This window comes from Streptomyces sp. NPDC093094 (assembly GCF_044754345.1).
In the GTDB taxonomy this organism is placed as follows: domain Bacteria; phylum Actinomycetota; class Actinomycetes; order Streptomycetales; family Streptomycetaceae; genus Streptomyces.
Genome location: NZ_JBIVOX010000009.1, coordinates 399,709 through 423,184, shown reverse-complemented (window position 1 = coordinate 423,184; position 23,476 = coordinate 399,709). Strand labels below are relative to the sequence as shown.

Sequence of the window (23,476 nt, the reverse complement as noted above, 5' to 3'; positions counted from 1 at the left end):
GGGCTGCTGGACGCGTTGATGGCGCACACTCCTGGGGACGGGGGTCGTCTACGCGCGTAGCGCCCCTACGGCATTTCAGGGGGTCACGCATCGCCGACAACCGGGTACGGGGAGCAAAGTCTCCCCGCACCCGGTCGAGCGAACGCAACCCCTCGGTCACACCCTGCTCAAGGTGTTTCCGCTCAGCTGCTCTTGACCTTGATCGCGCCGTTGATGATCTTCTCCTTGGCGGTCTCGACGGCCTTCTGGATCTCGGCATTGTCCGCGAACTCCGGGTTGGAGTTCGACAGGCTCACCTCGCCGCTCTTGAGATCGCCCCGAACGATACCGGTCTCCGGCTTGCCGTTCTCGACCGACTTCGCCAGGTTGTAGACCGCCTTGGCGACGTCCTTCATGGCGGAGGTCAGGATCGAGTCCTTGTACTTCGCCAGCGCTTCCTGGTTGTACTGGTCGGAGTCGACGCCGACCGCCCAGACCTTGTTGGCGGCGGCGGCCTCGATCACGCCCTGACCGGAGAGACCGGCGGCCGCGTAGACGACGTCGGCCTTCTTCTCGATCTGCGCCTCGGCGGCCGACTTGCCCTTGTCGGGGCTGGAGAAGCCGCCCTCTTCGGCCGTCTGGGTGAGGTACTGGGTGAGCACCTTGACCTTCGGGGAGGTGTCCTTGACGCCCTGCTCGAAGCCGGCCTGGAACTTGTGGATCAGCGGGATGTCCACGCCGCCCACGAAGCCGACCGTGTTGGTCTTGGTGGCCTTGGCCGCGGCGACACCGGCGAGGTAGGACGCCTGCTCCTCGGAGAAGACCAGGTCGGCGACGTTCTTCGCCTCGATCGTGGAGTCGTCCACGATGCCGAAGGTGGTCTTCGGGAACTTCTCGGCGGCGCCCTTCACCGCGGAGGCGTAGGCGTAGCCGACGCCGATGACCGGGTTGTAGCCCTGCTTGGCCAGGGACTCCAGGCGCTGCTGCTTGTCGGCGTCCGTCTCGCCCTCGGTGGGCTCGATGTCGGCCGTGTCGTAGCCGAACTCCTTCTTCGCCTGCTCCAGGCCCGCGAACGCGGCGTCGTTGAAGGACTGGTCGCCCTTGCCGCCGACGTCGTACGCGATGGCCAGACCCAGGTCGCCCTTCGACTCCGACGAGGAGTTCTCGGTCGAGGTGCCGCCGCAGGCGGAGAGAGCGAGGGCCAGAGAGGCGGTCGCTGCGCCTGCGACCGTGATCCGGGAAATCCGGCGCATGTGTGGTGCTCCTGTCGTACACGTACAAGCGCCGTAGGACAGTTCAGCTTCGGCGCTGGCTTCGCCGCAGATTAACGCGCGTAGACCTACCTGAAAACCCCTTCTGTCCACCTTGTTATGCGCCCGTGGCCAAGGTAACTCCGCCGTCACTCACGGGATTGCCGAACGCAAAGGAAGGGTGGCGGTGAGTGACGTTCCGCAAACGGCGGAGCGGGCGGGTACGACGTCGTACCCGCCCGCTCCGGTCTGCCGGGACCGCTGCTACTCGGTCTTGACCTTGATGTCGCCGCTGATGATGCCTTCCTTCGCCGCGTTCACGGCGGCGGTCAGGCCCGCGATCTTGGCGAACTCGGGGTTGCTCTCGGCGAGGCCCACGCCGTTCACCTTCAGGTCGAAGGTCTGCACACCGGTGAGCGGCTTGTCGTCCTGGACGGACTTGGCCAGCGCGTACACCGAGCCGCCGACGTCCTTGAGCGCGGAGGTGAGGATCTTGCCCTTGTACGCCGCGAGGGCTTCCTGCTTGTACTGGTCGGAGTCGACGCCGATCGCCCAGACGCCCGCCTTGGAGGCGGCCTCGATGACGCCCTGGCCGGAGAGACCGGCGGCCGCGTAGATGACGTCGGCGCCCTTCTCGATCTGGCCCTCGGCGGCGGCCTTGCCCTTGTCCGGGCTGGAGAAGCCGCCCTCCTCCGCGGTCTGGGTCAGGTACTGCGAGATGACCTTGACCTTGGAGTTGGTGTCCTGCACGCCCTGCTTGTAGCCGGCCTCGAACTTGTGGATCAGCGGGATGTCCACGCCGCCCACGAAGCCGACCGTGTTGCTCTTGGTGGCCTTGGCCGCGGCGACACCGGCGAGGTAGGACGCCTCCTGCTCGGCGAAGACCAGGGAGGCGACGTTCTTGCCCTCGACGACGGAGTCGACGATGCCGAAGGTGGTGTCCGGGTACTTCTTGGCGACGGCCTCCATGGCGGGGCCGTAGGCGAAGCCGACGCCGATGACCGGGTTGTAGCCCTGCTTGGCGAGGGAGGCCAGACGCTGCTCCTTGTCGGCGTCCGTCTCGCCCTCGGTGGGCTCGATGTCGGCGGTCTTGTAGCCGAACTCGTCCTTGGCCTTGGTCAGACCGGCGAAGGCGGCGTCGTTGAAGGACTGGTCGCCCTTGCCGCCGATGTCGTAGGCGATGGCGAGGCCGAGGTTCTCCTGGTCGCCGCTGTCGCCGCCGTCGCTGCTGGTTCCGCCGCAGGCGGTGGCAGCGAGCGCGATCGACGCGACCCCCACCGCGACGCGGGTCAGTTTGGATATCCGACGCATCTGAAGTTCCCCATTCTCCAAAGCCCCGCAGTGGGCGCAGGGTTCGGCGCAGATTAACGCGCGTAGACACTCCTGGGAACGGGGTACCGCGCGGCCGTTATCCATTCGTGCCGATGGCCGTTACGCCCCTGTGAACCACTGGTTCGAAAGGGACAAGGAGACCGCAGGCCACCCGCATTCAGGGCCAGGCTCTCCCCCCTCCGCCCACCCTGCAACCGGAGGGCGTCCCCTTGCCCCGACCGTGACCGCACCGCCTCTCCCCCGCGACCTGCTGCCGGACGGAAGACCCGCTCGGGACGAACAGGGGCCGAACGGGTGGCCCCCGCTCCACCACAGCCGGAAGCACAGGAGAACCACCGACGACGGGAGCGCACCACGAAACGGAACGGGAAACCACCGACGGCCGGAGCGGAACGGAACGGGAAGCCGCAGACGGCCGGAGCCGAACGGAACGGGAAGCCGCAGACGGCGGGAGGGGGCGGGGCGGGGGTGTCCGCCCGCAGCGGATGGCGCGCGACGCCCTCGGCAATGCGAGTGGCCGAGTCGCGCCAGACCGAGGACGGACACCCCCGCCCCGACCCCGTCCACCCCACCACCGACGGCGCCGCACCGGCCCCTACCGAACCCGCACGGGCCGCCGCAGCCACCCGACCACCGGACCGCACGGGCCGCCGCAGGCACCCGCCCACCGGACCGAGGCCCCTCAGGCGTCCCCCGTCACCGGCTCTCGCGGATTACAGGAGGGCCGCCGCCGTGAACAGTTCCACGCCCACCGTGATCGCGGACTCGTCCACGTCGAAGTCGCCCTGATGCAGATCACGGACCGTGCGCTCACCGGGCGTCCGGACGCCGAGCCGGGCCATGGCCCCGGGCACGTGCTCCAGGTACCAGGAGAAGTCCTCGCCACCGAGGCTCTGCTCGGTCCCCTCGACGGAGTCCGCCCCCCGCCGGGCGATCATGGCGTCCCGCAGCAGCTCGGTCACCACGGGATCGTTGACGACCGGCGGCACCCCGCGCACGTAGTTGATCTCGGACTTGGCCCGGTGCAGATTCGCCACCTCGTCGATCGCGGCGACCACGATGTCCGGCGCCTGCCGCCACGCGTCGAGGTCCAGGCAGCGCACGGTGCCCGACAGCTCGGCATGCTGCGGGATGACGTTCGGCGCGTGCCCCGACTCGATCCGGCCCCAGGTCACCGCGAGCCCGGCCCGCGTGTCCACGCGGCGCGCGACGATCGCGGGCACGTCCGTGACGACCCGCGCCGCGGCGGTCACCAGGTCGGTGGTCAGATGAGGCCGCGCGGTGTGCCCGCCGGGCCCGTCCAGCGAGATCTCCAGCCGGTCGCAGGCGGAGGTGATCGCCCCGCGGCGCAGCCCGATCCGCCCGGCGTCGACCCTGGGGTCGCAGTGCACGGCGAGGATCCGCTCGACCCCCTCCAGCGCCCCGCACTCGATGGCGTCGGCGGCACCCCCGGGCAGCACCTCCTCGGCGGGCTGGAAGATCAGCCGCACCGGCCTGGGCAGCAGCCCGCGCCGGTGCAGGTCGGCGAGGACCAGTCCGGCCCCGAGCACCACGGTGGTGTGCACGTCGTGCCCGCAGGCGTGGGCCCGGTCCGGCACGGTGGACCGGTAGGGGCACTCGGCCTTGGCGTCCGGGATGGGCAGCGCGTCGATGTCCGCCCGCAGGGCGAGCATGCCGGGGCCGTCGCCCCGTACGCCGCCCTCGTCCACACCGATGTCACAGATGAGCCCCGTCCCCACGGCGAGCACCCGCGGCTCCAGGCCCGCCTTCCGCAGGCGCTCCTTGATCGCGGCGGTCGTACGGAACTCCTGGTTTCCCAGCTCAGGGTGCATGTGCAGGTCGCGACGGAAGGCCACGAGCTCAGCACGGAGCGCCTCGGGAAGTGTGCCGGGAAGCACGGCTCCCCCGGGAGGAACGGCCTCGGACTCTAGGGACATCAGTTGCTTCACCCTCTGAAGGGTAGGACGCCGGGGCGGTCAACTGACCCGCGATCAACAAAAGTTCAGCCCGTTAGGGGAAGAAAATCTGGCCGCCCGACGCATAGCTGTCGTCTGAGGTGGGTAAACTCGCGCGACCTCCAACCCTGTCGATCATGAAACTCACGGCGAGTCATCCCACTCATTCCACGGATACCACGCATCGCTGGAGTATTGCGTGAGTGTTCACCTGTCGGGACCGGACTCTGTGAGGTACGGACGCCGCAGGGGCGGCACAGGGACGACGGCACAAGGGCGACGACGCAGGAGCGACGCACGGACGAAGCCGTCAGACCACCGCGACGGCCGCGAGCCGGTGCACGTCCTTCGCCGAGCCCGTCACCCCCGACAGAAACCCCTGGGCCCGCGGCGACGCGTTCCGGGTGAGCCAGCGGGGGTCGATGTCGCAGACGGCGACGCGGACCTCGGTCCCGGCCAGGGCCAGCGGCAGGGTGTGGACGACCGTCGACGGGAAACTGAGGATCGTGCGGCCGATCGGGCCACGGCGGGCGATCAACTCCAGGGGGAGGTCGGGCCGGACGATCTCCAGGCCCGTCTCCACGGCCAGCCGGTGCAGTTTCTCGGCGTTCTCGCGGCGGTGGGCGAAGTAGCGGGTGGCGCCGTGCTTCTTCGCGAGACCGGTCACGGCCTCCAGGTAGCGCTCGGCGTCCACGACCCCGGTCTCCACCAGCGAGGTGCCGACCATGTCCGCGCCCTTGGTGAGCCGCGGCGGCCCGAAGCGGGCGCGGGTCCAGGAGAAGTCGTTGGCGGTGATCGTGACGCCGTCGGGTGCCTCCTCGATCGGCATCGAGGAGAAGACCTCCACCCGCCTGCCCCCCGCCGGGGTGAGACGGCGGCGCGCGGCGGACGACACCGGCGCGAAGAGCAGGTCGCGGGGGCCGGGCCGGCTGCCCTTGCGGTGCCAGCGCACCAGCCGCTCACCGCGGGCCAGCTGGGTGACGAACTCCATGGTGGCCGTGCCGTCGTCGACGACGACCAGCTCACGGGCCCGGGTGATGGTCAGCAGCAGCTGGACGTACCGGGAGAACGGGTCGCCCATCACGACCCGCTCGGCCCGGCGCAGCGGCCCCGTCAGGCCGCCGACGGTCCGGAAGGGGGCGGTGGCGCCGCCCCGGGCCTCCTCCCAGCGGACCTCGTGTCCCTCGTCGCGGGCCAGTTCCGCCATCCGCCGGAGCTGTCCGCGGGTCATCGGATCGACGGGCGAGAGGACCACGAGCGTGAGCCCCGCGCCGGACGCGCGGACATGCGCCCACTCCAGTACGTTCAGCAGCTGTACCGGGCTCTCGACGAAGGCGAGGGTGCGGGGACCGGAATTCCCGGCGCGGGGGCTCATCGGCGTGACGACCGTCCTGGTAGGAGGATCCTGGTCCGTCCGGGCCGCCCGTACGAAGGGTGCGGACTCGGGTACGACGGGCGACGGCCCGGACGGGGATGCGAGCGGGGTTCAGACCGAGACCGGCTCGCCCGCGGCGTCCGCGATCTCGGCCTCGGTGACCACACCGGCCACGCGGCGCAGCTTCTTCATCGGGGCCAGCTCGGAGTCGTAGACCTTCTTGACGCCGTCGCCGAGGGACGCCTCGATGGTGCGGATGTCACGGACGAGGCGCGTGAGGCCCTGCGGCTCCACGGAGGCGGCCTGGTCGGAGCCCCACATGGCGCGGTCGAGGGTGATGTGGCGCTCCACGAAGGCGGCACCGAGGGCGACCGCGGCGAGCGTGGTCTGCAGGCCGGTCTCGTGGCCGGAGTAGCCGATCGGGACGTTCGGGTACTCCTTCTCCAGCGTGTTGATCACGCGGAGGTTCAGCTCCTCGGCCTTGGCCGGGTAGGTCGAGGTGGCGTGGCACATGAGGATGTTGTCGCTGCCGAGGACCTCCACCGCGTGGCGGATCTGCTTCGGGGTCGACATGCCGGTGGAGAGGATGACCGTACGGCCGGTGGCGCGCAGGGAGCGCAGCAGTTCGTCGTCGGTGAGGGAGGCGGAGGCGACCTTGTGGGCGGGGAGGCCGAACTTCTCCAGGAAGGCGACGGCCTCGGTGTCCCACGGGGACGCGAACCAGTCGATGCCCTTCTCCTTGCAGTGCTCGTCGATGCGGCGGTACTCGTCCTCGCCGAACTCCACGCGGTGGCGGTAGTCGATGTAGGTCATCCGGCCCCAGGGGGTGTCGCGCTCGATGTCCCACTGGTCGCGCGGGGTGCAGATCTCCGGGGTGCGCTTCTGGAACTTGACGGCGTCGCAGCCGGCCTCGGCGGCCACGTCGATGAGCTTGAGGGCGTTCTCCAGCTCTCCGTTGTGGTTGATGCCGATCTCGCCGCAGATGTAGACCGGGCGGCCGGGGCCGACCTCGCGCGAACCGAACTGGCGCAGACGGGAGTTGGTGCTCATGTCAGGGGTTTCCTTACTTGGGGAGGGGGGCGGGAGAGTCGAGCGAGGGTCCGAGGATCCAGCCGGCGATCTCCCGGATCGCGCCGTCGCCGCCGGGGAGGGCGGTGACCGCGCGTGCGGCGCCGCGCACGACGTCGTGGGCGCTCGCGACCGCCACGGGCCAGCCGACGAGGGCGAAGCACGGCAGGTCGTTGACGTCGTTGCCGACGTAGAGCACGCGCTCCGGCGCGATGCCCTGTTCCTCGCACCACTGCTTGAGCGCGAGGTCCTTGCGGTCGATGCCGTGCAGCACCGGGAGCTTGAGCTTCCGGGCCCGGGCGGCGACCACAGGGTTCTGTTCCGTGGACAGGATCAGCAGCTTCAGGCCGCTCCTGCGCAGGGCGGCGATGCCGAGTCCGTCGCCGCGGTGCACGGAGACGAACTCCCGTCCGTCGGAGTCGATCAGCACCCGGTCGTCGGTCTGGGTGCCGTCGAAGTCGAGTACGACGGCGTCGATGTCGTCGTGGCCGGGGAGGGAACCGGGCCGGTCCGCGTCGAACAGCGGGGCCAGCGCCCGGGCCCGTGCCAGGTCGTGCGGGTCGTCGATCTCCAGCACCCGGGCCGGATCGGTGCGGACCAGCTCGGTGCGGCCGAAGAACCGGTGCCCGTGCTCGCGGAAGCCGGCCGCGTGCATGGCGTAGGCGGCGCCGGTCTCCAGGTAGTCCTGGGGGCGGTCCTGACGGCGGGGCCGGTATGCCTTGTCGTGGTTGACGCCGGTGCCGCCCTCGGTCTCCTCCTCGGCGTCGCGCCAGACGAAGCCGTGGAAGGGGGCGACGGTGACGGCGGTGTCGGCGCCGTGCTCCACGACCGCCCCGGCGACCCCGTCGATGTCCTCGCGGACCACGAAGGGGCTGGTGCACTGCACGAGCAGGACCGCGTCGACGGAGGAGCCGTGCAGTGCCTCGTGGGCGTCCATGGCGTGCAGCACGGCGGCCTCGGAGGTGGCGGTGTCACCGGCGATGGCGGCGGGGCGCAGCACGACCTCGGCACCGGCCGCGCGGGCGGCGGCGGCGATGGCGTGGTCGTCGGTGGAGACGACGACGTCGGTGACGAGCCGTGCCGCGCGGCACTCACGCACCGCACGGGCCACCAGCGGGACACCGCCGACGGGCGCGAGGTTCTTGGCGGGCACCCCCTTGGAGCCGCCACGGGCGGGGATCACGGCGAGCACACGGCGCACCGAAGCGCCTTCGTGTGCCTGCGGGTTGCTCATGGACTGCACTCCTTGAGGAACGCGACGGACGAAGGACGGCCGGACACAGAACGGCCGGACGCAGGACGGCCGGACACGGCAGACACGACGGACACAGGACGGCCGGACACGGCAGACACAGGACGGCCGGACGCGGCGGACACGGCAGACACGACGGACACAGGACGGCCGGACGCGACGGACACAGGACGGCCGGACACGGCGGACACGGCAGACACGACGGACACAGGACGGCCGGACACGGCGGACGCGACGGACGCAGGACAGCCGGACGCAGCGGACACGGCGGACGCGGCAGACGCGACGGGCAAAGGACAGCCGGACGCCGCCCGCGTACCGGAGCTCACAGCTCCCCCATCCGCCGGATGACCGGCGCCACCCGCTGCACGCCGTGCCGGTACGCCCCGCGCGCGGCACGCCGCACGATCTGCCGGACCGGCCCCGGCTCCTTGTCGTGCACGGGAGCGCCCGGCAGGGGCGTGCCGTCGGGCCCGAGGTGGTGGCGGGCGAGGATGCCGGGCAGATAGCCGGGTGCGGTGGTCTGGGTGTAGTACGGCGTGAGCGGCGCGCGTCCGCCCGGTTTCGCGAGCAGCGCGGCGACCCGCTCCCGGGCGGCGTCGAACGCCCCGTCGACGGCGAGGCCCTGGCGGGCCACCCATGCGGGGTCCGCCGCCGGAAGGTGCCCCGCGTCGAGCTGGTCCCAGGAGGCGAGGCAGCCGGAGCCGATGAAGTGGTGGTTGCCGAGGGTCTCGCGGATGCCGAGGTCGGTGAGCACGGCGGTGGGGATCTTGCGGTGCAGGGACTCCAGCGCGGCGGTCGAGCTGACGGTGACCAGCAGGTCGGTGCCGTCCAGGACCTCGCCCATGTTGCCGTAGACCAGGCGGAAGTTGGCCGGGGCGTCGAACCGCTGGGCCAGCTTCTGGTAGGGCAGTTCCTCGATGTGGGTGGTGTGTTCGCCGGGCCGGGAGCGCAGTTTGAGCAGGACCTCGCGCTCGGGGTGCAGCCGGGCGTGGCGGACGAGCCGCTCCAGGAGGTAGGTGCGGTCCCTGCGGCTGTCCGGGACGGACGGCTGGGCCGCGAACACCACCGTGCGGGGCTCGTGCCCGCCTGCGTAGGGGGCTCCGCCGAGGAACGGGAGGGCCACCTCGGTCACCGGCCCGGCGTCGGCGCCGACCCCTTCGTACACCGCGCGGAACCGCTCGGCGTCCTGGCGGGAGTTGGCGAGGACGAGGTCCGCGCCGTGCCGCAGCAGCAGGCCGTCGGCGAGCTTCTCGTAGACGACGCCGACGTAGCCGGTGACGACCACGGGCCGCTCGGGCAGGTCCTCCCACACGCGTCTCAGGCCGTGCAGCAGGGCCTGCACCCCGCCGCCGACGAGGGAGAGCACGAGGACGTCGTAGGGCTCCCGCGCCATGGTGCGCAGGAACTCGACGGCCGTGACCTCCTTCAGGGAGTCGGCGCGCACGCCCACCTCGGCGAGCTGCCGGACGGTCGGGGTGGACCGGCCGCGCAGCAGGAAGCCGTCGAGGAGGGGCGTGCCCGGGGCGATGCGGCTCGCGGTCAGCGCTCCCCATTTCCAGCGGGTGTCCGAATCCGCGAGTACGGCGATGCGTGTGGGCTTCGTTGTACTTGGTGACACGCAGAAGACGCTAGGAATCAATTCCTAGGTGCGGCCCAACCGTGACTCAACAAAAAGTTAACAGCAGTCCACCGAGAGCCGAACTGGCCTGCGGGAAAGCGGAAAGTGCAGCGGGTGCACCGTTCCGACACATTCAGTTCATTCTCCGTACGCCCGTCGGAAAGTTGTCCGGCCGGGCCGGCTCCTAGGGTTTTGCGGGTGCCAAAGCTTTCCGTGATCGTGCCGTTCTACAACGTCCAGCAATATGCGCCGGACACCCTCCGAAGTCTGCGTATGAACGCGCGGAGCGACTTCGAATTCGTGTTGGTGGACGACCATTCCCAGGACGAGACCCCGGCCATTGTCGAACGTGCGGCCGAGGAGCTCGCGCGGGTCGCCCAGGTGCGGTACATCCGTCATGAGGTGAACGGCGGTCTCGCCACCGCGCGCAACACCGGCCTGGACGCCGCGGGCGGTGAGTACCTGACGTTCCTGGACGGCGACGACTGGCTCGCCCGGGGCTACCTGGCCGATCTGCTGGCCGCGCACGAGGAGCTGGGCTGCGACTTCCTGCGCACCGACCACGTCCAGGCCACCGCCCGTGCCCGCAGCGTGCACCGGGCCCCGGTGGGTCCGCGCGGGGAGGTGCTGGACCCGCGTGAGGCGATCCTGCCCGCCGACCGCTCCACCTCGGTGGACTACGCCTACGCCTGGGCGGGTTCGTACCACCGCCGGCTCGTGGACCGGGGTGTCCTGCACTTCACGGCCGGACTGCGCACGGCCGAGGACCGGCCGTGGATCTGGAAACTGCACCGCGAGGCGGAGTCGTTCGCCGTGGTGAACCTGCTCGGGGTGTTCTACCGGCGCGGGGTCGCCACGTCGCTCACGCAGATCGGCGACGTGCGCCGGCTGGACTTCATCCGCGCCTTCGACCAGGTCGTCGAGGAGACCGCGGCCGACCGGGACGCCGACCGGCTGCTGCCCAAGGCCGTGCGCACCTACTGCGCGATCATCGCCCACCATCTGGCGGAGATCGACAAGTTCGAGCCGGCCGTGGCCCGGGAGCTCCAGGTCCGGAGCGCGGCGGCGATCGGGCGTCTGCCGCAGGACGCGCTCGGTGACGTGCTCGACACCATGGACCTCAAGCGCTCCACCCGGCTGCGGCGGCTGCGGCGCCGCGCCTTTGGCACGAAGGCGGCCGTCTGATGTCCCGTACCACCCAGATCTTCTGCGCCTCCACGCTGTACGGCGCCGCCACCCTGGCCGCCGCGATCGACTCCGGCTGCTTCGAGGAGGCCGGCCGCCGGGTGCTGCTGGTGTTCAACAACGCCGCGACCCCCGAGACCGCACCGGCCGTCGACGAGATGCCGGGCTTCGGGCAGCTGCGCGACCACTTCGACGACGTGGTCTCCTTCAACGAGGCGATCCACCCGTTCCACCCGGGCGCGTGGGCGCCGCGCGCCGACGACCTGCCGCTGTTCGAGCGGTATCTGCGGCTGCTGTGGGGCCTGGGCGAGGACCGGGTGGAGCTGGTGCTGGAGTCCCTCCAGGTGAACCCGGCGCTGAGCCTCGCGCAGATCTTCACCGGGGCGCCGGTCGATGTCTACGCCGACGGCCTGATGAGCTACGGCCCCACCCGCAACAAGATCGACCCCCTGGTCGGCACGCGTGTGCGGCGGCTGCTGCACCTGGACCTGGTGCCGGGGCTCGCGCCGCTGCTGCTGACCGAGTTCGGCGTGCCGGCACAGGTGGTGCCCACGCCCGCCTTCCTGAAGGTGATGGGGTGTCTGGCCGGTGCCTCGGAGCTGCCGGGGCCGCCGGACGGCTCCGCGCTGCTGCTCGGCCAGTACCTGTCGACGCTGGGCATCCTCTCCCCCGCGCAGGAGGAGGAGCTGCATGTGCGGATGCTGCGGGGCGCCGTCGCGCGCGGACACCGCACGGTCGTCTTCAAACCGCATCCCACCGCGCCCGTGAGCCACAGCCGGGCGCTGGAGGCCGAGGCGGAACGGCTCGGCGCCGGGCTGACGGTCGTGGACACCCCCGTACTGGCCGAGGTGCTGTTCGAGAAGGCGCCGCCCGCGCTGGTCGTCGGCTGTTTCTCGACCGCGTTGTTCACCGCGTCCGCGTTCTACGGCCTGCCGGTCGCGCGGATCGGCACCGAGCCGCTCCTCGACCGGCTCACGCCCTACCAGAACAGCAACCGGGTGCCGGTGACGCTGGTGGACGCGCTGCTGCCGGACCTGGAGACCGAGGGCGGGGACGTCCTGGCGCAGGAGCGGCTGACCGGCCTGGTGGAGACGGTGGGCTTCACCATGCAGCCGCAGATCGTGAGTGCGCTGCGCCCGGCGGCGGAACGGTTCCTCTCCCAGCACTTCGGGCCGCGCACCCAGCGCTACTTCAAGCGCCGCCGGCTGACCGCGCTGGGTCTGCCGGGCGGCATTCCGCAGCGGCTGTCGTTCCTCCCCCGCAACGCCGCCGCCCGGCGGATGGTCCGCCGGGCCAGGGCACTGCGCAAGGCGGTCAAGCGCTGAGCCAACCCCCGGTGAATTAAAGGCGACCACCAAGGAAACGGTGGCGAATCATCCGGTTGCTCCGATGATTCCATGGTGGGGTGGCGTTGGTGACCCTAGGATCACACAATGCCGCCCCGACCGAACCTCGTGAGGCCCCCATGTCGCACCTCGCCCGGCTCTACCCCCTGATCGACGACGTCCGGCTCCCGGACGATCTGCCGTACACCCAGTGCAGCACCTGGGAGCTGAAGTTCCTGTACCTGCTCGGGCGGCATCACCTCACCGGCCGGGATCCGGTCGTCGAACTGGGCTCGGGCGGCGGCGGTTCGACGTACGCGCTGGCCATGGGGCTGCACGAGAGCCCGGTGTTCGACGAGAGGACGGGCCGGCTGCACGCCTACGACTTCTTCCGCGTCGGCAGGGGCACCTTCGCCAGCGAGAAGTTCTTCACCTCCGGCAGGGCGCCCGAGGGCGACAACTCCTTCCTGGAGGAGTTCAAGGGCCGCCTGGAGCCCTTCCTGCCGTTCCTGGAGATCCACGCCGGCGACCTGTGGCAGACCTCCGACCCGGACGACCGTACGCCCGTGGAGTTCCTGCACATCGACATCGCCAAGACGGCCCGGGTGTTCCGCTGTGTCAGCGAGCGGTTCCTGACCCGGCTGGTGCCCGGCTCGGTCGTCCTGCACCAGGACTTCGCCGGTCCGCGGCTGCCCTGGCTGCACTGGAGCACCGGCGCCCTGCTGCCCTACATCGAGTTCGCCGGCGCCCCGATCCGCTCCACGCTCGCCTTCGAGGTGGTCCGGCCCGTCCCCGAGGACGTGCTCAGGGCCGTCACCGAGGACACCTACTCCTACGAGGAGAAGCTGCGGCTGATCTCGGCGGTGCAGGAGCGTCTCGACCGGGACCACACGGGCGGCATCCCCTTCAAGTCCGTCCTGGAGCTGGCCAAGGCGTACGTCGCCCACTACGACGGCAGGCACCGGCAGGCATGGGCGATCGCGAAGCCGCTGCTGGACGACGAGTACCTCGCCCGCACCCGCGCCGACCACTTCGAGCAGCTGCGCAAGGCCCACGAGGACGAGCGCGCGAAGACCGCCCGGCGTTCCCCTCTCGCCCGGATCAAGCGGCTGGTGCGCGGCGCCGTACGCCGCTGAGGCACACACCGGTGCCGTCCGGCCCGGCTGACCGGGCGGGACGGCACCGACGGGACGCGGGTGCGGCTCAGCCGAACAGCGTGCGCAGCTCGGCCGCGTTGGCCTGGGTGATCCTCCACAGCTCCTGCTGCCGGCCGTGGACGTCGGCGACCGTCTTCGCGTGGTCGGCGAGCAGGTCGCGGGAACGCTCCACGAGGACGGCCGCGAGGTGGCGGTCGTGGACCGAGACACCCCACTCCGGCCGCTCGATGTCGGCGAGGAAGTACGCCATCTTCGGGTGCGAGATCAGGCTGATGATCGGCGTGCCGCAGCCGAACGGGATCATGCCCGCGTGGCCGCGCATGCCGATGACCAGCTTGGTGCGGGCGTACAGGTCACGGATCTCGTCGTTGCCGAAGTCGTACATCGGGACGACCGGCAGCGACAGACCGTGCTCGCGGCGCAGGTCGAAGGCGAGCTTCTCGTCGTCGAGGGAGTGCGCCACGATCCTCACCTCGGCGAGGGCGCCGAGATCCCTCACCGCCTGGGCCATCTGCCCGAGGAAGTAGCCGTAGTCGTGTCCGAAGCGCAGGCCCGCGCGGTCGTAGGCGGCGTTGAGGAGGATGGTGTCCTCGCGGTGCGCCGGGTCCTTCCAGTCCGCCACCAGCTGCCGGGTGACGGTCGTCGGGCAGGGCTGGAAGCGGACCTTGTCGTGCAGGTGCGCCGGGATGATGGCCCGGACCTTCTCGATGGAGCCGTGGTTGCGCAGGCCGAAGAAGGCGGACTTCTCCACCAGTGCGCGCAGGCTCTCGCGGAACCGCTGGGCGCGGTAGGACTGGCCGTCGAAGGCGTTGAAGCCGACCGCGTAGACCGCGACGGGCACCTCGATGCCCTCCAGCAGCTCGTCGGGGACGTTCCACTGCCAGGCGCTGTTGCCGTTGGGCATGGTGTCCGGGATGAACAGGCCGCCGCCGCCGATGACCAGGCCGCGGCGGGCGTTGACCCGCTCCAGCGCGGCCTCGTCGAAGAGCCGGTGGGCGTGGACGGAGTGCCAGCGGCGGCCGCCGGTGTCCGCGTCGAAGGCGAGGCGGACGGACTCGGGCAGCAGCTTGTCGCCGGCGTTGCCCTGCCGGTCCATGTAGAAGGCGACGTGCGCGAGCTGCTGGTCGGCGCTGCCCTGCTGCTGGGCGGGGAGCCCGCCGGCCCGCTGGTGCCAGACACGGCTCGCACGGTGCGTGGGGTCGACGGTGAGGCCCTGGAGGGCGTACTTCTGCGCGGCGGTGTCGTCGCCGTGCACCCAGGAGATCTGGGCGAGACGGGCGAAGGCGGTGGCGGCGCGGTTGGGCGCGGCGGAGGCCAGCAGCAGCTGGGCACGGGCCTCGTCGTAGCGGGAGACGCTCATCAGCGCGTGCCCGTACACCTCGTGCGGCCATGCCTCCTCGACGGGGATGTGGACGCGCTCCATGATCTCGACGGCCGACTGGTAGTCGCCGTTCCCGATGTGCGCGTGGGCGACCCGGCGTGCGGTGTCGACGTCCCCGGTGCGCTCCACATGGGGGGTGCCGAGGTGCACCAGCAGGTCGCGGTGGAGGGTGCCGCCGCGGGAGAGGAAGGCGGACTGGAAGGCGGCGTCGCTCATCTCGAACTCGCGCCAGCGCTCCTGCGCCTTGAGGTAGCCGGACTCGCCGCCCTGCCAGGGCTTGTGGCGGCCGGTGAAGTGCAGGATCGCGGTGTCCTCGGGAACGGCGAGGTCGCCGGACAGCCGCCGCTTGACGAAGTTGTACTTCGGGTCCAGCCGGACGAAGTCGCCGTCCAGGACGGCGTTGAGGATGCCCTGGTCGTGCTTGTCCAGCTCGTAGGAGCCTTCGCGGCCGACCTTGTCGATCTTCGCGCGGAACGCGTCGCTGAGGAACTCCTTCTGGATGACGAGCAGACCGCTGTTGAGCTTGTGCTGGCCGTAGAAGAACTGCGGCACGGCGGCCAGGCCCTCGCGCAGGGAGAGCAGTTCCGCGAGCGAGCCGAGGACGACCATGTCGGTGTCCAGGGTGATCACGGTGTCGTAGTCGCGGATCCTGAACACGTCGAGGATGAAGTACGCCTTGCGGACCAGGTAGTTGTCCTGGTCGCCCTTGGCGTAGCCGTCGTAGTGGCCGGCGTCGACGCGGCGGAAGTCGACCCGGGGGTGCAGGGCGCGGATCCTCGCGATGGAGGACGGCCTGAGGTCGTCGTGCAGGACGACGAAGTCCTCGCACACACCCGGGTTGGACAGGGCGAGCGAGCGCAGCAGGGCGAGGAAGCCGGGCAGGTAGTTCTCGTCGACGAAGCTCGCGAAGGCGATCTTGCGCTTGCCGGTCAGCGCGCGGGCGTCGGTGGCCGGGGCGGCGGGGGCCGGCGCGGATACGGTGGTCGCGGTCATCGCAGGGAGATCCTCATGCCGGAGACGCTCTGGGCCCGTTCCATGACCCATGCCTTCTCGCTGGTGTATTCGTGCACGGACGTGATGGGCATCCTCATGGCGGCGTCGACGCGGTAGGCGCCGGACTCGTAGAAGTCGAAGCCGATCAGATCCAGGGTGGGGCTGACGTCGAGGAAGTCGAACAGCCAGAGCGTGTTGAAGCCGCTGGTGGGGATCGAGGGCCAGCGGTCGGTGCCGAGCCGGCCGATGTTGCGCACGGGCCAGCGCAGCGACTCGTCGCCGAGGAACTTCTGCGCGCCGGGCACCAGCCGGGTGCGCAGGGAGTGCTTCCAGTCGCCGGAGATCCCGCCGAGGACGAGCCGGGTGTCGACGGGCTTGTCCCAGTTGAAGCCGTGCTTGTGGATGGTGGCGTGGACGTCGGTGCGGCTGCCGGTGTGCGCCGGGTCGATCCGGTACGAGTTGAAGCGCACGACGAGGTCGTAGGCGTCGATCTCGGCGCCCATCGCGCTCGTGCCGACCCGGCCCGAGTTGGCGATCAGGGCGACGGACCGGCCGGCGATGCGGTTGCGGAACTCGCCGAGGCTGAGCCACTCCACGCCGCCGTACAGCGGGTCGGGCACCGGGCCGCGCATGCGGTTGCGGCGCTGCTCGGCGAACAGCTCTATGAGCCGGGTCAGTTCGGGCACGGGACGTGCCCGGTCGGTGGTGGCGAGGTCCAGGTAGTGACCGAGCGCCTCCTGGAACTCCTGCTCGGGCGCCTCGGCGCGGTCCATCGCGAGAAGCGCTCCCACGAGGCGGGCCTGCGCCCCGTCCCGGTCGCCCGCGGTGTGCGCGGCGAGGCCCTCGGCCCAGGTGTCGGCGGCGGGCAGGCCGCTGAACCGGCCCGCGGCGGGCACGGTGTCACGCAGCAGGGCGAGCAGGCCGGCCCGCCGGTCCTGGGCGACGCGCAGGCCGGCGGTCTTGGCGCGGACGCCGAAGCCGTCCTCGTCGGTCAGTTCCAGATAGCGGTCGAACGCCTCGACGGCGGCGGCCGGGCGGCCCATGTCCTCCAGCAGCCGGCCGCGCAGCCGCCAGCCGGCGCGGGAGTTCCTGCGCTGCGTCAGGACGGTGTCGCTGATGAGCAGCGCGAGGTTCAGTTCGTCGTCGTAGCCGCAGTCGAGGGCCTTGTTGGCGACGGCCAGCAGGGCGTCGAGCAGGTCGTTGCCGATGCCGGTGCTCGCCGGCCGGGCGCCGCGCCGGATCAGGGCGGCCGCGCCGGCCGGGGCGGGGGCGGGCTGCTCCTGCCGGGCCCACAGGACGAGCAGCCTGCGCAGTTGCTCGGACAGGGCGATGCGGCGGGGGTCGAGACTGCCGACGAGCTTGCCGCTGTGCACGGCGCACGCGCGCAGACAGTCGTCCAGCTCGGCCGGGGTGACCTGGGCGGTCGGCGGCCCGGCGTCCGTGGGCGCGGATGCCGCGTCCCCGGTGCGGGGACGTGACCATCTGCTGCGAACCCTCGTCATGGTGCTCCTGCTCTGGGATGCGGCGAAGAAGAGAAGAAAGATGCCGAAGCATGGGTGAAGGTCGGAGAACAGTAAGAAACCAATGCGACGCGGAGATGAACCGCTCGGGACCGTCGGGCAAATGGTGATTCCGTCGAACGGAATTCCGCGGATCGACATCTAGGGTTGGCGCGTCGAGACAACACCCCTGACGAGGAATGGCCCCATGACCGAAACGGCCGTCGGCTCCCCGGCGTCCCCGTCCGCCGTGCCTTTGCCCGCCGCGTCCGCCGGACCGGGTCCGGTCACCGCGCCGGGAAAGCGGAGTCCGGGCGGACGGCTGCGCGCGCTCGACGGACTCCGGCTGCTCGCCGCGCTGATGGTCGCCCTCTACCACTACGGCGGCCGCGGCGGTGACATCACCGAGGCGTGGGGGTCCTCGCCGGCGATCCAGTTCCCCACGCTGCACTCCTGGTTCGCCTACGGCTGCCTCGGCGTCCAGGTCTTCTTCGTCATCAGCGGCTTCGTCATCTGCATGAGCGGCTGGGGACGGCCCCTGCGCTCCTTCTTCGCCTCCCGCGTCTCCCGGCTGATGCCCGCCTACTGGGTGGCCGTCCTGCTCGTCACCGCCGTGTTCGCGCTGCCGGTGGTGGCGTACGACGCGGTGTCGCCGAGCGACGCCCTGCTGAACCTGACGCTGCTTCAGCAGCCGCTGGGCGCGGACCGGGTGCTCGGTGTGTGCTGGACGCTGTGGGTGGAGGTCCGCTTCTACGCGCTGTTCGCGCTGTGCGTCGTGCTGCCGGGGGCCTCACGCCGTCGGGTCGTGCTGTTCTGCGCGGTGTGGACGCTGGCCGCGGCCGTCGCCGACGCGGCGGACGAGCCGCTGCTGGACCTCGTCCTGATGCCCGAGTACGCGCCGTTCTTCATCGGCGGCATCGGCATCTATCTGCTGCACCGCGACCGCCGGGACGTCATCGCGTGGGGGATCGTCGCGGTGAGCTGGCTGACCGGGCAGCACTACGCGGTGGCCGAGCTGTGGCACCGGCCGGGCCCGGGCCACTTCTCCTACCGGTCGGCGACGGTCATCATCGCGATCGTCACCCTCGGTTTCCTCGCGGTGCTCGCGGTGGCACTGGGCCGGCTGCACCGGGCCGACTGGCGGTGGCTGACGGTCGCGGGCGCGCTGACGTACCCGTTCTACCTGGTGCACGAGCATCTGGGCTGGGTGGTCGTCGAGGTCCTCCACCAGCGCCTGGGCCTGCCCGCCCACGCGACCCTGGCCGGCACGCTGGCGGGCATGCTGGCGCTGGCGTGGGTGTTCAACCGGTTCGTGGAGCGCCGGGCCACGCCGCTGCTGCGGGACGCGCTGGCCAAGGGCCGCTGAGCGCGGAAGACGGCCGGGGCCCCGGGGTCCCCGGGAGCCTCAGGGTCCCCGGGAGCCTCGGGGGACCCGGGGTCCCCGAAGACCCCGGGGCCGAGGGCGGCCGCCGTGGGCCGCTCACTTCTCCGGAGCGGCCAGCAGGGTCGCCTCGATGCCCGCGATCACCGCGTGCAGTCCGGCCTCGAAGCCCTCGTCGCGCCGGAGGAACATCTCGCTCCCGGCCTGCGCGGCCAGCGGCTGCTCCGCCAGGCGTTCGGCGCGGGCCTCCAGGTCGTAGGACCCGGCACCGGTGGCCGGGTCGGGGCCCATCGACTGTTCCTCGATGACGTACCCGATCGTGTAGCTGTAGGCCGTGAACCAGGCCCGTGCCGCGGCGTGCGGGGTGAAGCCCGCCTCCGTCAGCAGCCGCAGATTGGCCTCCATCGGCTCGGCGTACGACATGTCGGTGAAGCGTGTGCCGGCGTAGACCTTGGCGCCGTCGCGGTAGCGCAGCAGATGCTCGCGCAGACCGCTCATCATCCGGAAGAACGCCTCCCGCCAGTCCTGCGCCGACACGCCGTCGACGGTGAACTCCGCCGCCATCCGGCGCAGCATCTCGGTGGCCATCTCGTCCAGCAGCGCCTGTTTGTCCTTGAAGTGCCAGTACAGGGCGGGCGCCTTCACCTCCAGTTCCCTGGCGATGGCCCGCAGGGTCAGACCCTCCAGGCCGACCTCGTTCAGCAGCTTCAGGGCGGTGTCCGCGACGCGGCCGCGGTCGAGAGGTGCCCGGCGTTCCGTACTCACGGTCGACCAACCTACCGGTCCCCCACTTGACTACTTAACAGCGTTAAGGGCATCCTCGTGGGCGTTGGCACTTAACAGCGTTAAGGAGCGGAACCCATGACTGTGCACACCGACGTCCTGATCGTGGGCGCGGGTCCGACCGGGCTCGCCCTCGGCATCGACCTCGCCCGGCGCGGCGTGGCCGCCCTGGTCGTGGAGAAGGCCGACAAGCTCTTCCCCGGCTCGCGCGGCAAGGGCATCCAGCCCCGCACGATGGAGGTCTTCGAGGACCTCGGGGTGCTGGAGGAGATCCGCGCGGCCGGGGGCACGTATCCGGTCGGGATGATCTGGCAGGACGGCCGTCAGCTGGGTGAGCACCACATGGCCGACCCCGCGGAGAGCGACGACGGCCCGCTGGGTCCGTGGATGGTGCCGCAGTGGCGCACCCAGGAGATCCTGCTGAGCCGCCTGGAGGAGCTGGGCGGCCGGGTCGGGTTCGGACGCGAGGTCGTCGGACTCGACCAGGACGCGGACGGGGTGACCGCGCGCTTCGCCTCCGGCGAGCCCGTCCGCGCCCGCTACGCCGTCGCCGCCGACGGGGGCCGCTCGGCGGTGCGCCGCGCGCTCGGCATCGGCATGACCGGCGAGACCGTCGACCCGCAGCCGACGCTGGTCGCCGATGTGCGCGTCAGCGGCCTGGGACGCGAGTACTGGCATCTCTTCCCGCCCGCCGGGGAGGACGGGGGCTTCCTCGCGCTGTGCCCGCTCGCCGGGACGGAGGACTTCCAGCTCGTCGCCCGGTTCCCGCAGGACACGGACCCCGACCTGTCGGCGGAGGGAATCCGCAAGGTCGTCGCGGCCCGGTCGCATCTGGCCGCCGAGGACGTCACACAGGTGCGCTGGGCGTCCGACTTCCGGCCGCGGACCGCGCTGGCCGACCGCTTCCGCGCGGGCCGGGTCTTCCTGGCGGGGGACGCGGCGCACATCCACTCACCCGCCGGCGGGCAGGGCCTCAACACCAGCGTCCAGGACGCCTACAACCTGGGCTGGAAACTCGGCGCCGTGCTGGGCGGCGACGCGCCGGCCGCCCTGCTCGACAGCTACGAGGCCGAGCGCCGGCCCGTCGCGGCGGACATGCTCGGCCTGTCCACCCGGGTCCACCGCGGCGAGACCCGGCGCGGCGCCGCCACCAGCCAGCTCGGACTCGGCTACCCGCGGTCCCCGCTCACCGAGGAGACCCGTCCGGCCCCGTCCGGCACGGTCCGCGCCGGCGACCGCGCACCGGACGCGGAGGCGGACGGGACCCGGCTCTTCGACATCTTCCGGGGCCCGCACTGGACGCTGCTGGCCGTGGGCCCGGACACCGGCCCCCTGCCCGCGCTCGGCGTCCCGGTGGCCCGGCTCGCCGCGCACGACGCCTACGGCACGGGGGTCTTCCTGGTGCGGCCCGACGGCTACGTCGGCTGGGCGGGCGAGACGGCCGAGGGCCTCACGGGGTACGCGGACCGCCTGGGCGCAGCCGCGCAGGCGTAGGCACGGCGGCGCGGCACGCCCGCGCCGTCCGTCACGCGCCGGCGAGGGAGAGCTTCAGCGCGAAGCCCAGGAACAGCGCCCCGGCGGCCGAGGTGGCTCCCGCCGCCAGCCGCTTCCTGCGGCGGAAGGCGTCGGCCAGCCGGGTGCCGCCGAATATCAGCAGCGACAGGTACAGGAAACTGGCCGTCTGGAGCAGGACGCCCAGCACGACGAAGGACAGGGCCGGGTAGGCGTAGTCCGGGTCGACGAACTGCACGAAGAAGGAGATCAGGAACAGGATCGCCTTCGGGTTGAGCAGGGAGACCACCAGCGCGCGCCGGTAGGGGTGCTCCCCGGCTCCCTCGTCCTCGGCCTCGGCCTCGGCCAGGGCGGCCTGTTCCCCGCGCGCCTTCCACATGCCCCACGCCGAGCGCAGCATGCCGTACGCCATCCAGCCCAGGTACACGGCACCGGCGTACTTCACGACCAGGAACAGCAGCGGGGTCGTGGTCAGCACGGACGCCGCGCCCAGCGCCGCCAGCGTCATCAGGACGGCGTCCCCCGTGAACACCCCGGCCGCGGCCGCGTAGCCGGTGCGCACGCCCTTGCGGGCGGCGACCGAGAGGACATAGAGCGAGTTGGGACCGGGCAGCAGGACGATCAGGACGAGACCTGCCAGATAGGTGGGGAGATCGATCACGCCGAACATGAGAAGGAGTGTCGCACGCGGGTACGACACTCCTTCTCCGTGTCCGTCAGTCGGTCCGCCGGCCGGCCGGAAGGCCGGTCAGAAGGCGTCGGTGGGGACGTAGGTGCCCCACACCTCGCGCAGGGCGTTGCACACCTCGCCGACGGTGGCGCGGGCCTTCAGGGCGTCCTTCATGGGATACAGGACGTTGTCCTCGCCCTCGGCGGCCTTGCGCAGGGCCGCCAGGGCGGCGTCGACGGCCCGCTGGTCGCGTCCGGCGCGCAGCTCGGCCAGGCGCCGGGCCTGCTGGGCCTCGATGGCGGGGTCGACGCGCAGGGGCTCGTAGGGTTCCTCGGCGTCGAGCTGGAAGCGGTTGACGCCGACCACGACCCGTTCGCCGGAGTCGGTCTCCTGGGCGATGCGGTAGGCGCTGCGCTCGATCTCGTTCTTCTGGAAGCCCTGCTCGATCGCGGCCACCGCCCCGCCGAGATCCTCGATCCGGTCGATGAGCGCGGTGATCTCGTCCTCCAGCTCGTCGGTCATCCTCTCCACGGCGTAGGAACCGGCGAACGGATCGACCGTCGCGGTCACGTCCGTCTCGTGGGCCAGGACCTGCTGGGTGCGCAGCGCCAGCCGCGCCGACTTGTCGGTGGGCAGGGCGATGGCCTCGTCGAAGGAGTTGGTGTGCAGCGACTGCGTGCCGCCCAGCACCGCCGCCAGGCCCTGCACCGCGACCCGGACCAGATTCACCTCGGGCTGCTGCGCGGTCAGCTGCACCCCGGCCGTCTGCGTGTGGAAACGCAGCATCGCCGACTTGGGGTTCTTCGCGCCGAACCCGTCCCTCATCAGCCGCGCCCAGATCCGGCGGGCGGCACGGAACTTCGCGACCTCCTCCAGGATCGTGGTGCGGGCCACGAAGAAGAACGACAGCCGCGGCGCGAAGTCGTCCACGTCCATCCCCGCCGCGACCGCCGTGCGCACGTACTCGATCCCGTCGGCGAGGGTGAACGCGATCTCCTGCGCGGGCGAGGCACCCGCCTCGGCCATGTGGTAGCCGGAGATCGAGATCGTGTTCCACTTCGGGATCTCGGCCCTGCAGTACTTGAAGATGTCCGCGATCAGCCGCAGCGACGGCTTGGGCGGGAAGATGTAGGTGCCCCGGGCGATGTACTCCTTCAGCACGTCGTTCTGGACCGTGCCCGTCAGCTGCTCCGCGCCCACGCCCTGCTCCTCCGCCACCAGCTGGTACATCAGGAGCAGCAGCGCCGCCGGGGCGTTGATCGTCATCGACGTGGAGACCTTGTCCAGCGGGATGCCGCCGAACAGCACCCGCATGTCCTCCACCGAGTCGACCGCCACCCCCACCTTGCCGACCTCGCCGTGCGCGAGCGGCGCGTCCGAGTCGTGGCCCATCTGCGTCGGCAGGTCGAACGCCACCGACAGACCCGTCGTACCGTTCGCGATCAGCTGCTTGTACCGCGCGTTCGACTCCACCGCCGTACCGAACCCCGCGTACTGCCGCATCGTCCACGGACGCCCCGTGTACATCGACGGGTACACACCCCGGGTGAACGGGTACTCCCCGGGCTCCCCCAGCTTCCGAGCCGGATCCCAGCCCTCCAGCGCACCGGGCCCGTAGACCGGCTCGACGGGCAGTCCGGACTCCGACTCGCGTGCCATGGCGTGCCTCCGCGTCGCGTTGTCGCTCACCGGTGCAGCGGGCCTGGGCGCGGACCGCGGCGGCGGCCGTGCTGTCCGGCGGAGGGCCCCGGGCCGGGA

At 71.3% G+C, this 23,476-nt stretch carries 17 protein-coding genes; 5 read left to right on the top strand and 12 right to left on the bottom strand.

What is annotated here, in order from left to right; translation table 11 throughout:
• Positions 1-182: 182 nt before the first annotated feature.
• The 7 genes from ACIQGV_RS22120 to ACIQGV_RS22090 form a co-directional block, all read right to left on the bottom strand.
• The gene (locus ACIQGV_RS22120) at positions 183-1,232 is read right to left on the bottom strand and encodes a BMP family protein (RefSeq protein WP_402496751.1); all 1,050 of its coding nucleotides are present in this window, start codon (positions 1,230-1,232) and stop codon (positions 183-185) included.
• Between the two features lie 261 nt (positions 1,233-1,493).
• Entirely contained in the window at positions 1,494-2,540 is a 1,047-nt protein-coding gene (locus ACIQGV_RS22115) for a BMP family protein (RefSeq protein ID WP_402496750.1), read from the bottom strand.
• A 734-nt stretch (positions 2,541-3,274) separates the two neighbouring features.
• On the bottom strand, positions 3,275-4,498 hold the full coding sequence (locus tag ACIQGV_RS22110) for an amidohydrolase (protein WP_402496799.1): 1,224 nt from the start codon (positions 4,496-4,498) through the stop codon (positions 3,275-3,277).
• 328 nt (positions 4,499-4,826) lie between these two features.
• Positions 4,827-5,891, bottom strand: a complete 1,065-nt coding sequence (locus ACIQGV_RS22105; RefSeq protein WP_402496749.1) for a hypothetical protein — start codon at positions 5,889-5,891, stop codon at positions 4,827-4,829.
• Positions 5,892-6,002: 111 nt separating this feature from the next.
• Entirely contained in the window at positions 6,003-6,941 is a 939-nt protein-coding gene (locus tag ACIQGV_RS22100) for an N-acetylneuraminate synthase family protein (protein WP_402496748.1), read from the bottom strand.
• 13 nt (positions 6,942-6,954) lie between these two features.
• Entirely contained in the window at positions 6,955-8,193 is a 1,239-nt protein-coding gene (locus tag ACIQGV_RS22095; protein ID WP_402496747.1) for a cytidylyltransferase domain-containing protein, read from the bottom strand.
• Between the two features lie 343 nt (positions 8,194-8,536).
• On the bottom strand, positions 8,537-9,832 hold the full coding sequence (locus ACIQGV_RS22090; RefSeq protein ID WP_402496746.1) for a DUF6716 putative glycosyltransferase: 1,296 nt from the start codon (positions 9,830-9,832) through the stop codon (positions 8,537-8,539).
• Between the two features lie 198 nt (positions 9,833-10,030).
• On the opposite strand from ACIQGV_RS22090, the gene ACIQGV_RS22085 reads away from it, so the two are divergent.
• The 3 genes from ACIQGV_RS22085 (at position 10,031) to ACIQGV_RS22075 (ending at position 13,478) form a co-directional block, all read left to right on the top strand.
• Positions 10,031-11,017 (top strand): glycosyltransferase family 2 protein, encoded by a 987-nt coding sequence (locus ACIQGV_RS22085; protein ID WP_402496745.1) that lies wholly within the window; start codon positions 10,031-10,033, stop codon positions 11,015-11,017.
• Entirely contained in the window at positions 11,017-12,342 is a 1,326-nt protein-coding gene (locus tag ACIQGV_RS22080) for an alpha-2,8-polysialyltransferase family protein (protein ID WP_402496744.1), read from the top strand. Before ACIQGV_RS22085 ends, ACIQGV_RS22080 begins: the two co-directional genes overlap by 1 nt.
• Positions 12,343-12,482: 140 nt before the next feature.
• On the top strand, positions 12,483-13,478 hold the full coding sequence (locus ACIQGV_RS22075) for a hypothetical protein (protein ID WP_402496743.1): 996 nt from the start codon (positions 12,483-12,485) through the stop codon (positions 13,476-13,478).
• Positions 13,479-13,545: 67 nt separating this feature from the next.
• On the opposite strand, the gene ACIQGV_RS22070 is transcribed toward ACIQGV_RS22075, so the two are convergent.
• Both ACIQGV_RS22070 and ACIQGV_RS22065 read right to left on the bottom strand, forming a co-directional pair.
• Complete coding sequence (locus ACIQGV_RS22070) at positions 13,546-15,873, bottom strand: glycosyltransferase (protein ID WP_402496742.1); 2,328 nt, start codon at positions 15,871-15,873, stop codon at positions 13,546-13,548.
• On the bottom strand, positions 15,870-17,375 hold the full coding sequence (locus ACIQGV_RS22065; RefSeq protein WP_402496741.1) for a glycosyltransferase family 29 protein: 1,506 nt from the start codon (positions 17,373-17,375) through the stop codon (positions 15,870-15,872). Before ACIQGV_RS22065 ends, ACIQGV_RS22070 begins: the two co-directional genes overlap by 4 nt.
• 205 nt (positions 17,376-17,580) lie before the next feature.
• Between ACIQGV_RS22065 and ACIQGV_RS22060 the strand changes: the two genes are divergently transcribed.
• The gene (locus ACIQGV_RS22060; protein ID WP_402496740.1) at positions 17,581-18,738 is read left to right on the top strand and encodes an acyltransferase family protein; all 1,158 of its coding nucleotides are present in this window, start codon (positions 17,581-17,583) and stop codon (positions 18,736-18,738) included.
• Between the two features lie 114 nt (positions 18,739-18,852).
• Here the strand turns inward: ACIQGV_RS22060 and ACIQGV_RS22055 are convergent, their stop codons facing one another.
• Complete coding sequence (locus tag ACIQGV_RS22055; protein ID WP_402496739.1) at positions 18,853-19,518, bottom strand: TetR/AcrR family transcriptional regulator C-terminal domain-containing protein; 666 nt, start codon at positions 19,516-19,518, stop codon at positions 18,853-18,855.
• A 102-nt stretch (positions 19,519-19,620) separates the two neighbouring features.
• Between ACIQGV_RS22055 and ACIQGV_RS22050 the strand changes: the two genes are divergently transcribed.
• Entirely contained in the window at positions 19,621-21,030 is a 1,410-nt protein-coding gene (locus ACIQGV_RS22050) for an FAD-dependent oxidoreductase (protein WP_402496798.1), read from the top strand.
• A gap of 31 nt (positions 21,031-21,061) precedes the next feature.
• Here ACIQGV_RS22050 and leuE read toward each other — a convergent pair whose 3' ends face one another.
• A complete protein-coding gene (gene leuE, locus ACIQGV_RS22045; protein ID WP_402496738.1) occupies positions 21,062-21,718 on the bottom strand; it encodes a leucine efflux protein LeuE in 657 nt (218 codons plus the stop codon).
• Positions 21,719-21,796: 78 nt separating this feature from the next.
• Complete coding sequence (locus ACIQGV_RS22040; protein WP_402496737.1) at positions 21,797-23,377, bottom strand: methylmalonyl-CoA mutase; 1,581 nt, start codon at positions 23,375-23,377, stop codon at positions 21,797-21,799.
• Between the last annotated feature and the right edge of the window lie 99 nt (positions 23,378-23,476).

Bases quoted from the DNA above. Each gene is read 5' to 3' on its own strand.
- ACIQGV_RS22095 (WP_402496747.1), bottom strand. From the start codon at position 8,193: ATGAGCAACCCGCAGGCACACGAAGGCGCTTCGGTGCGCCGTGTGCTC.
- ACIQGV_RS22070 (WP_402496742.1), bottom strand. From the start codon at position 15,873: ATGACCGCGACCACCGTATCCGCGCCGGCCCCCGCCGCCCCGGCCACC.
- ACIQGV_RS22100 (WP_402496748.1), bottom strand. From the start codon at position 6,941: ATGAGCACCAACTCCCGTCTGCGCCAGTTCGGTTCGCGCGAGGTCGGC.
- ACIQGV_RS22110 (WP_402496799.1), bottom strand. From the start codon at position 4,498: ATGTCCCTAGAGTCCGAGGCCGTTCCTCCCGGGGGAGCCGTGCTTCCC.
- leuE (WP_402496738.1), bottom strand. From the start codon at position 21,718: ATGTTCGGCGTGATCGATCTCCCCACCTATCTGGCAGGTCTCGTCCTG.
- ACIQGV_RS22065 (WP_402496741.1), bottom strand. From the start codon at position 17,375: ATGACGAGGGTTCGCAGCAGATGGTCACGTCCCCGCACCGGGGACGCG.
- ACIQGV_RS22040 (WP_402496737.1), bottom strand. From the start codon at position 23,377: ATGGCACGCGAGTCGGAGTCCGGACTGCCCGTCGAGCCGGTCTACGGG.
- ACIQGV_RS22115 (WP_402496750.1), bottom strand. From the start codon at position 2,540: ATGCGTCGGATATCCAAACTGACCCGCGTCGCGGTGGGGGTCGCGTCG.
- ACIQGV_RS22075 (WP_402496743.1), top strand. From the start codon at position 12,483: ATGTCGCACCTCGCCCGGCTCTACCCCCTGATCGACGACGTCCGGCTC.
- ACIQGV_RS22060 (WP_402496740.1), top strand. From the start codon at position 17,581: ATGACCGAAACGGCCGTCGGCTCCCCGGCGTCCCCGTCCGCCGTGCCT.
- ACIQGV_RS22105 (WP_402496749.1), bottom strand. From the start codon at position 5,891: ATGAGCCCCCGCGCCGGGAATTCCGGTCCCCGCACCCTCGCCTTCGTC.
- ACIQGV_RS22120 (WP_402496751.1), bottom strand. From the start codon at position 1,232: ATGCGCCGGATTTCCCGGATCACGGTCGCAGGCGCAGCGACCGCCTCT.
- ACIQGV_RS22080 (WP_402496744.1), top strand. From the start codon at position 11,017: ATGTCCCGTACCACCCAGATCTTCTGCGCCTCCACGCTGTACGGCGCC.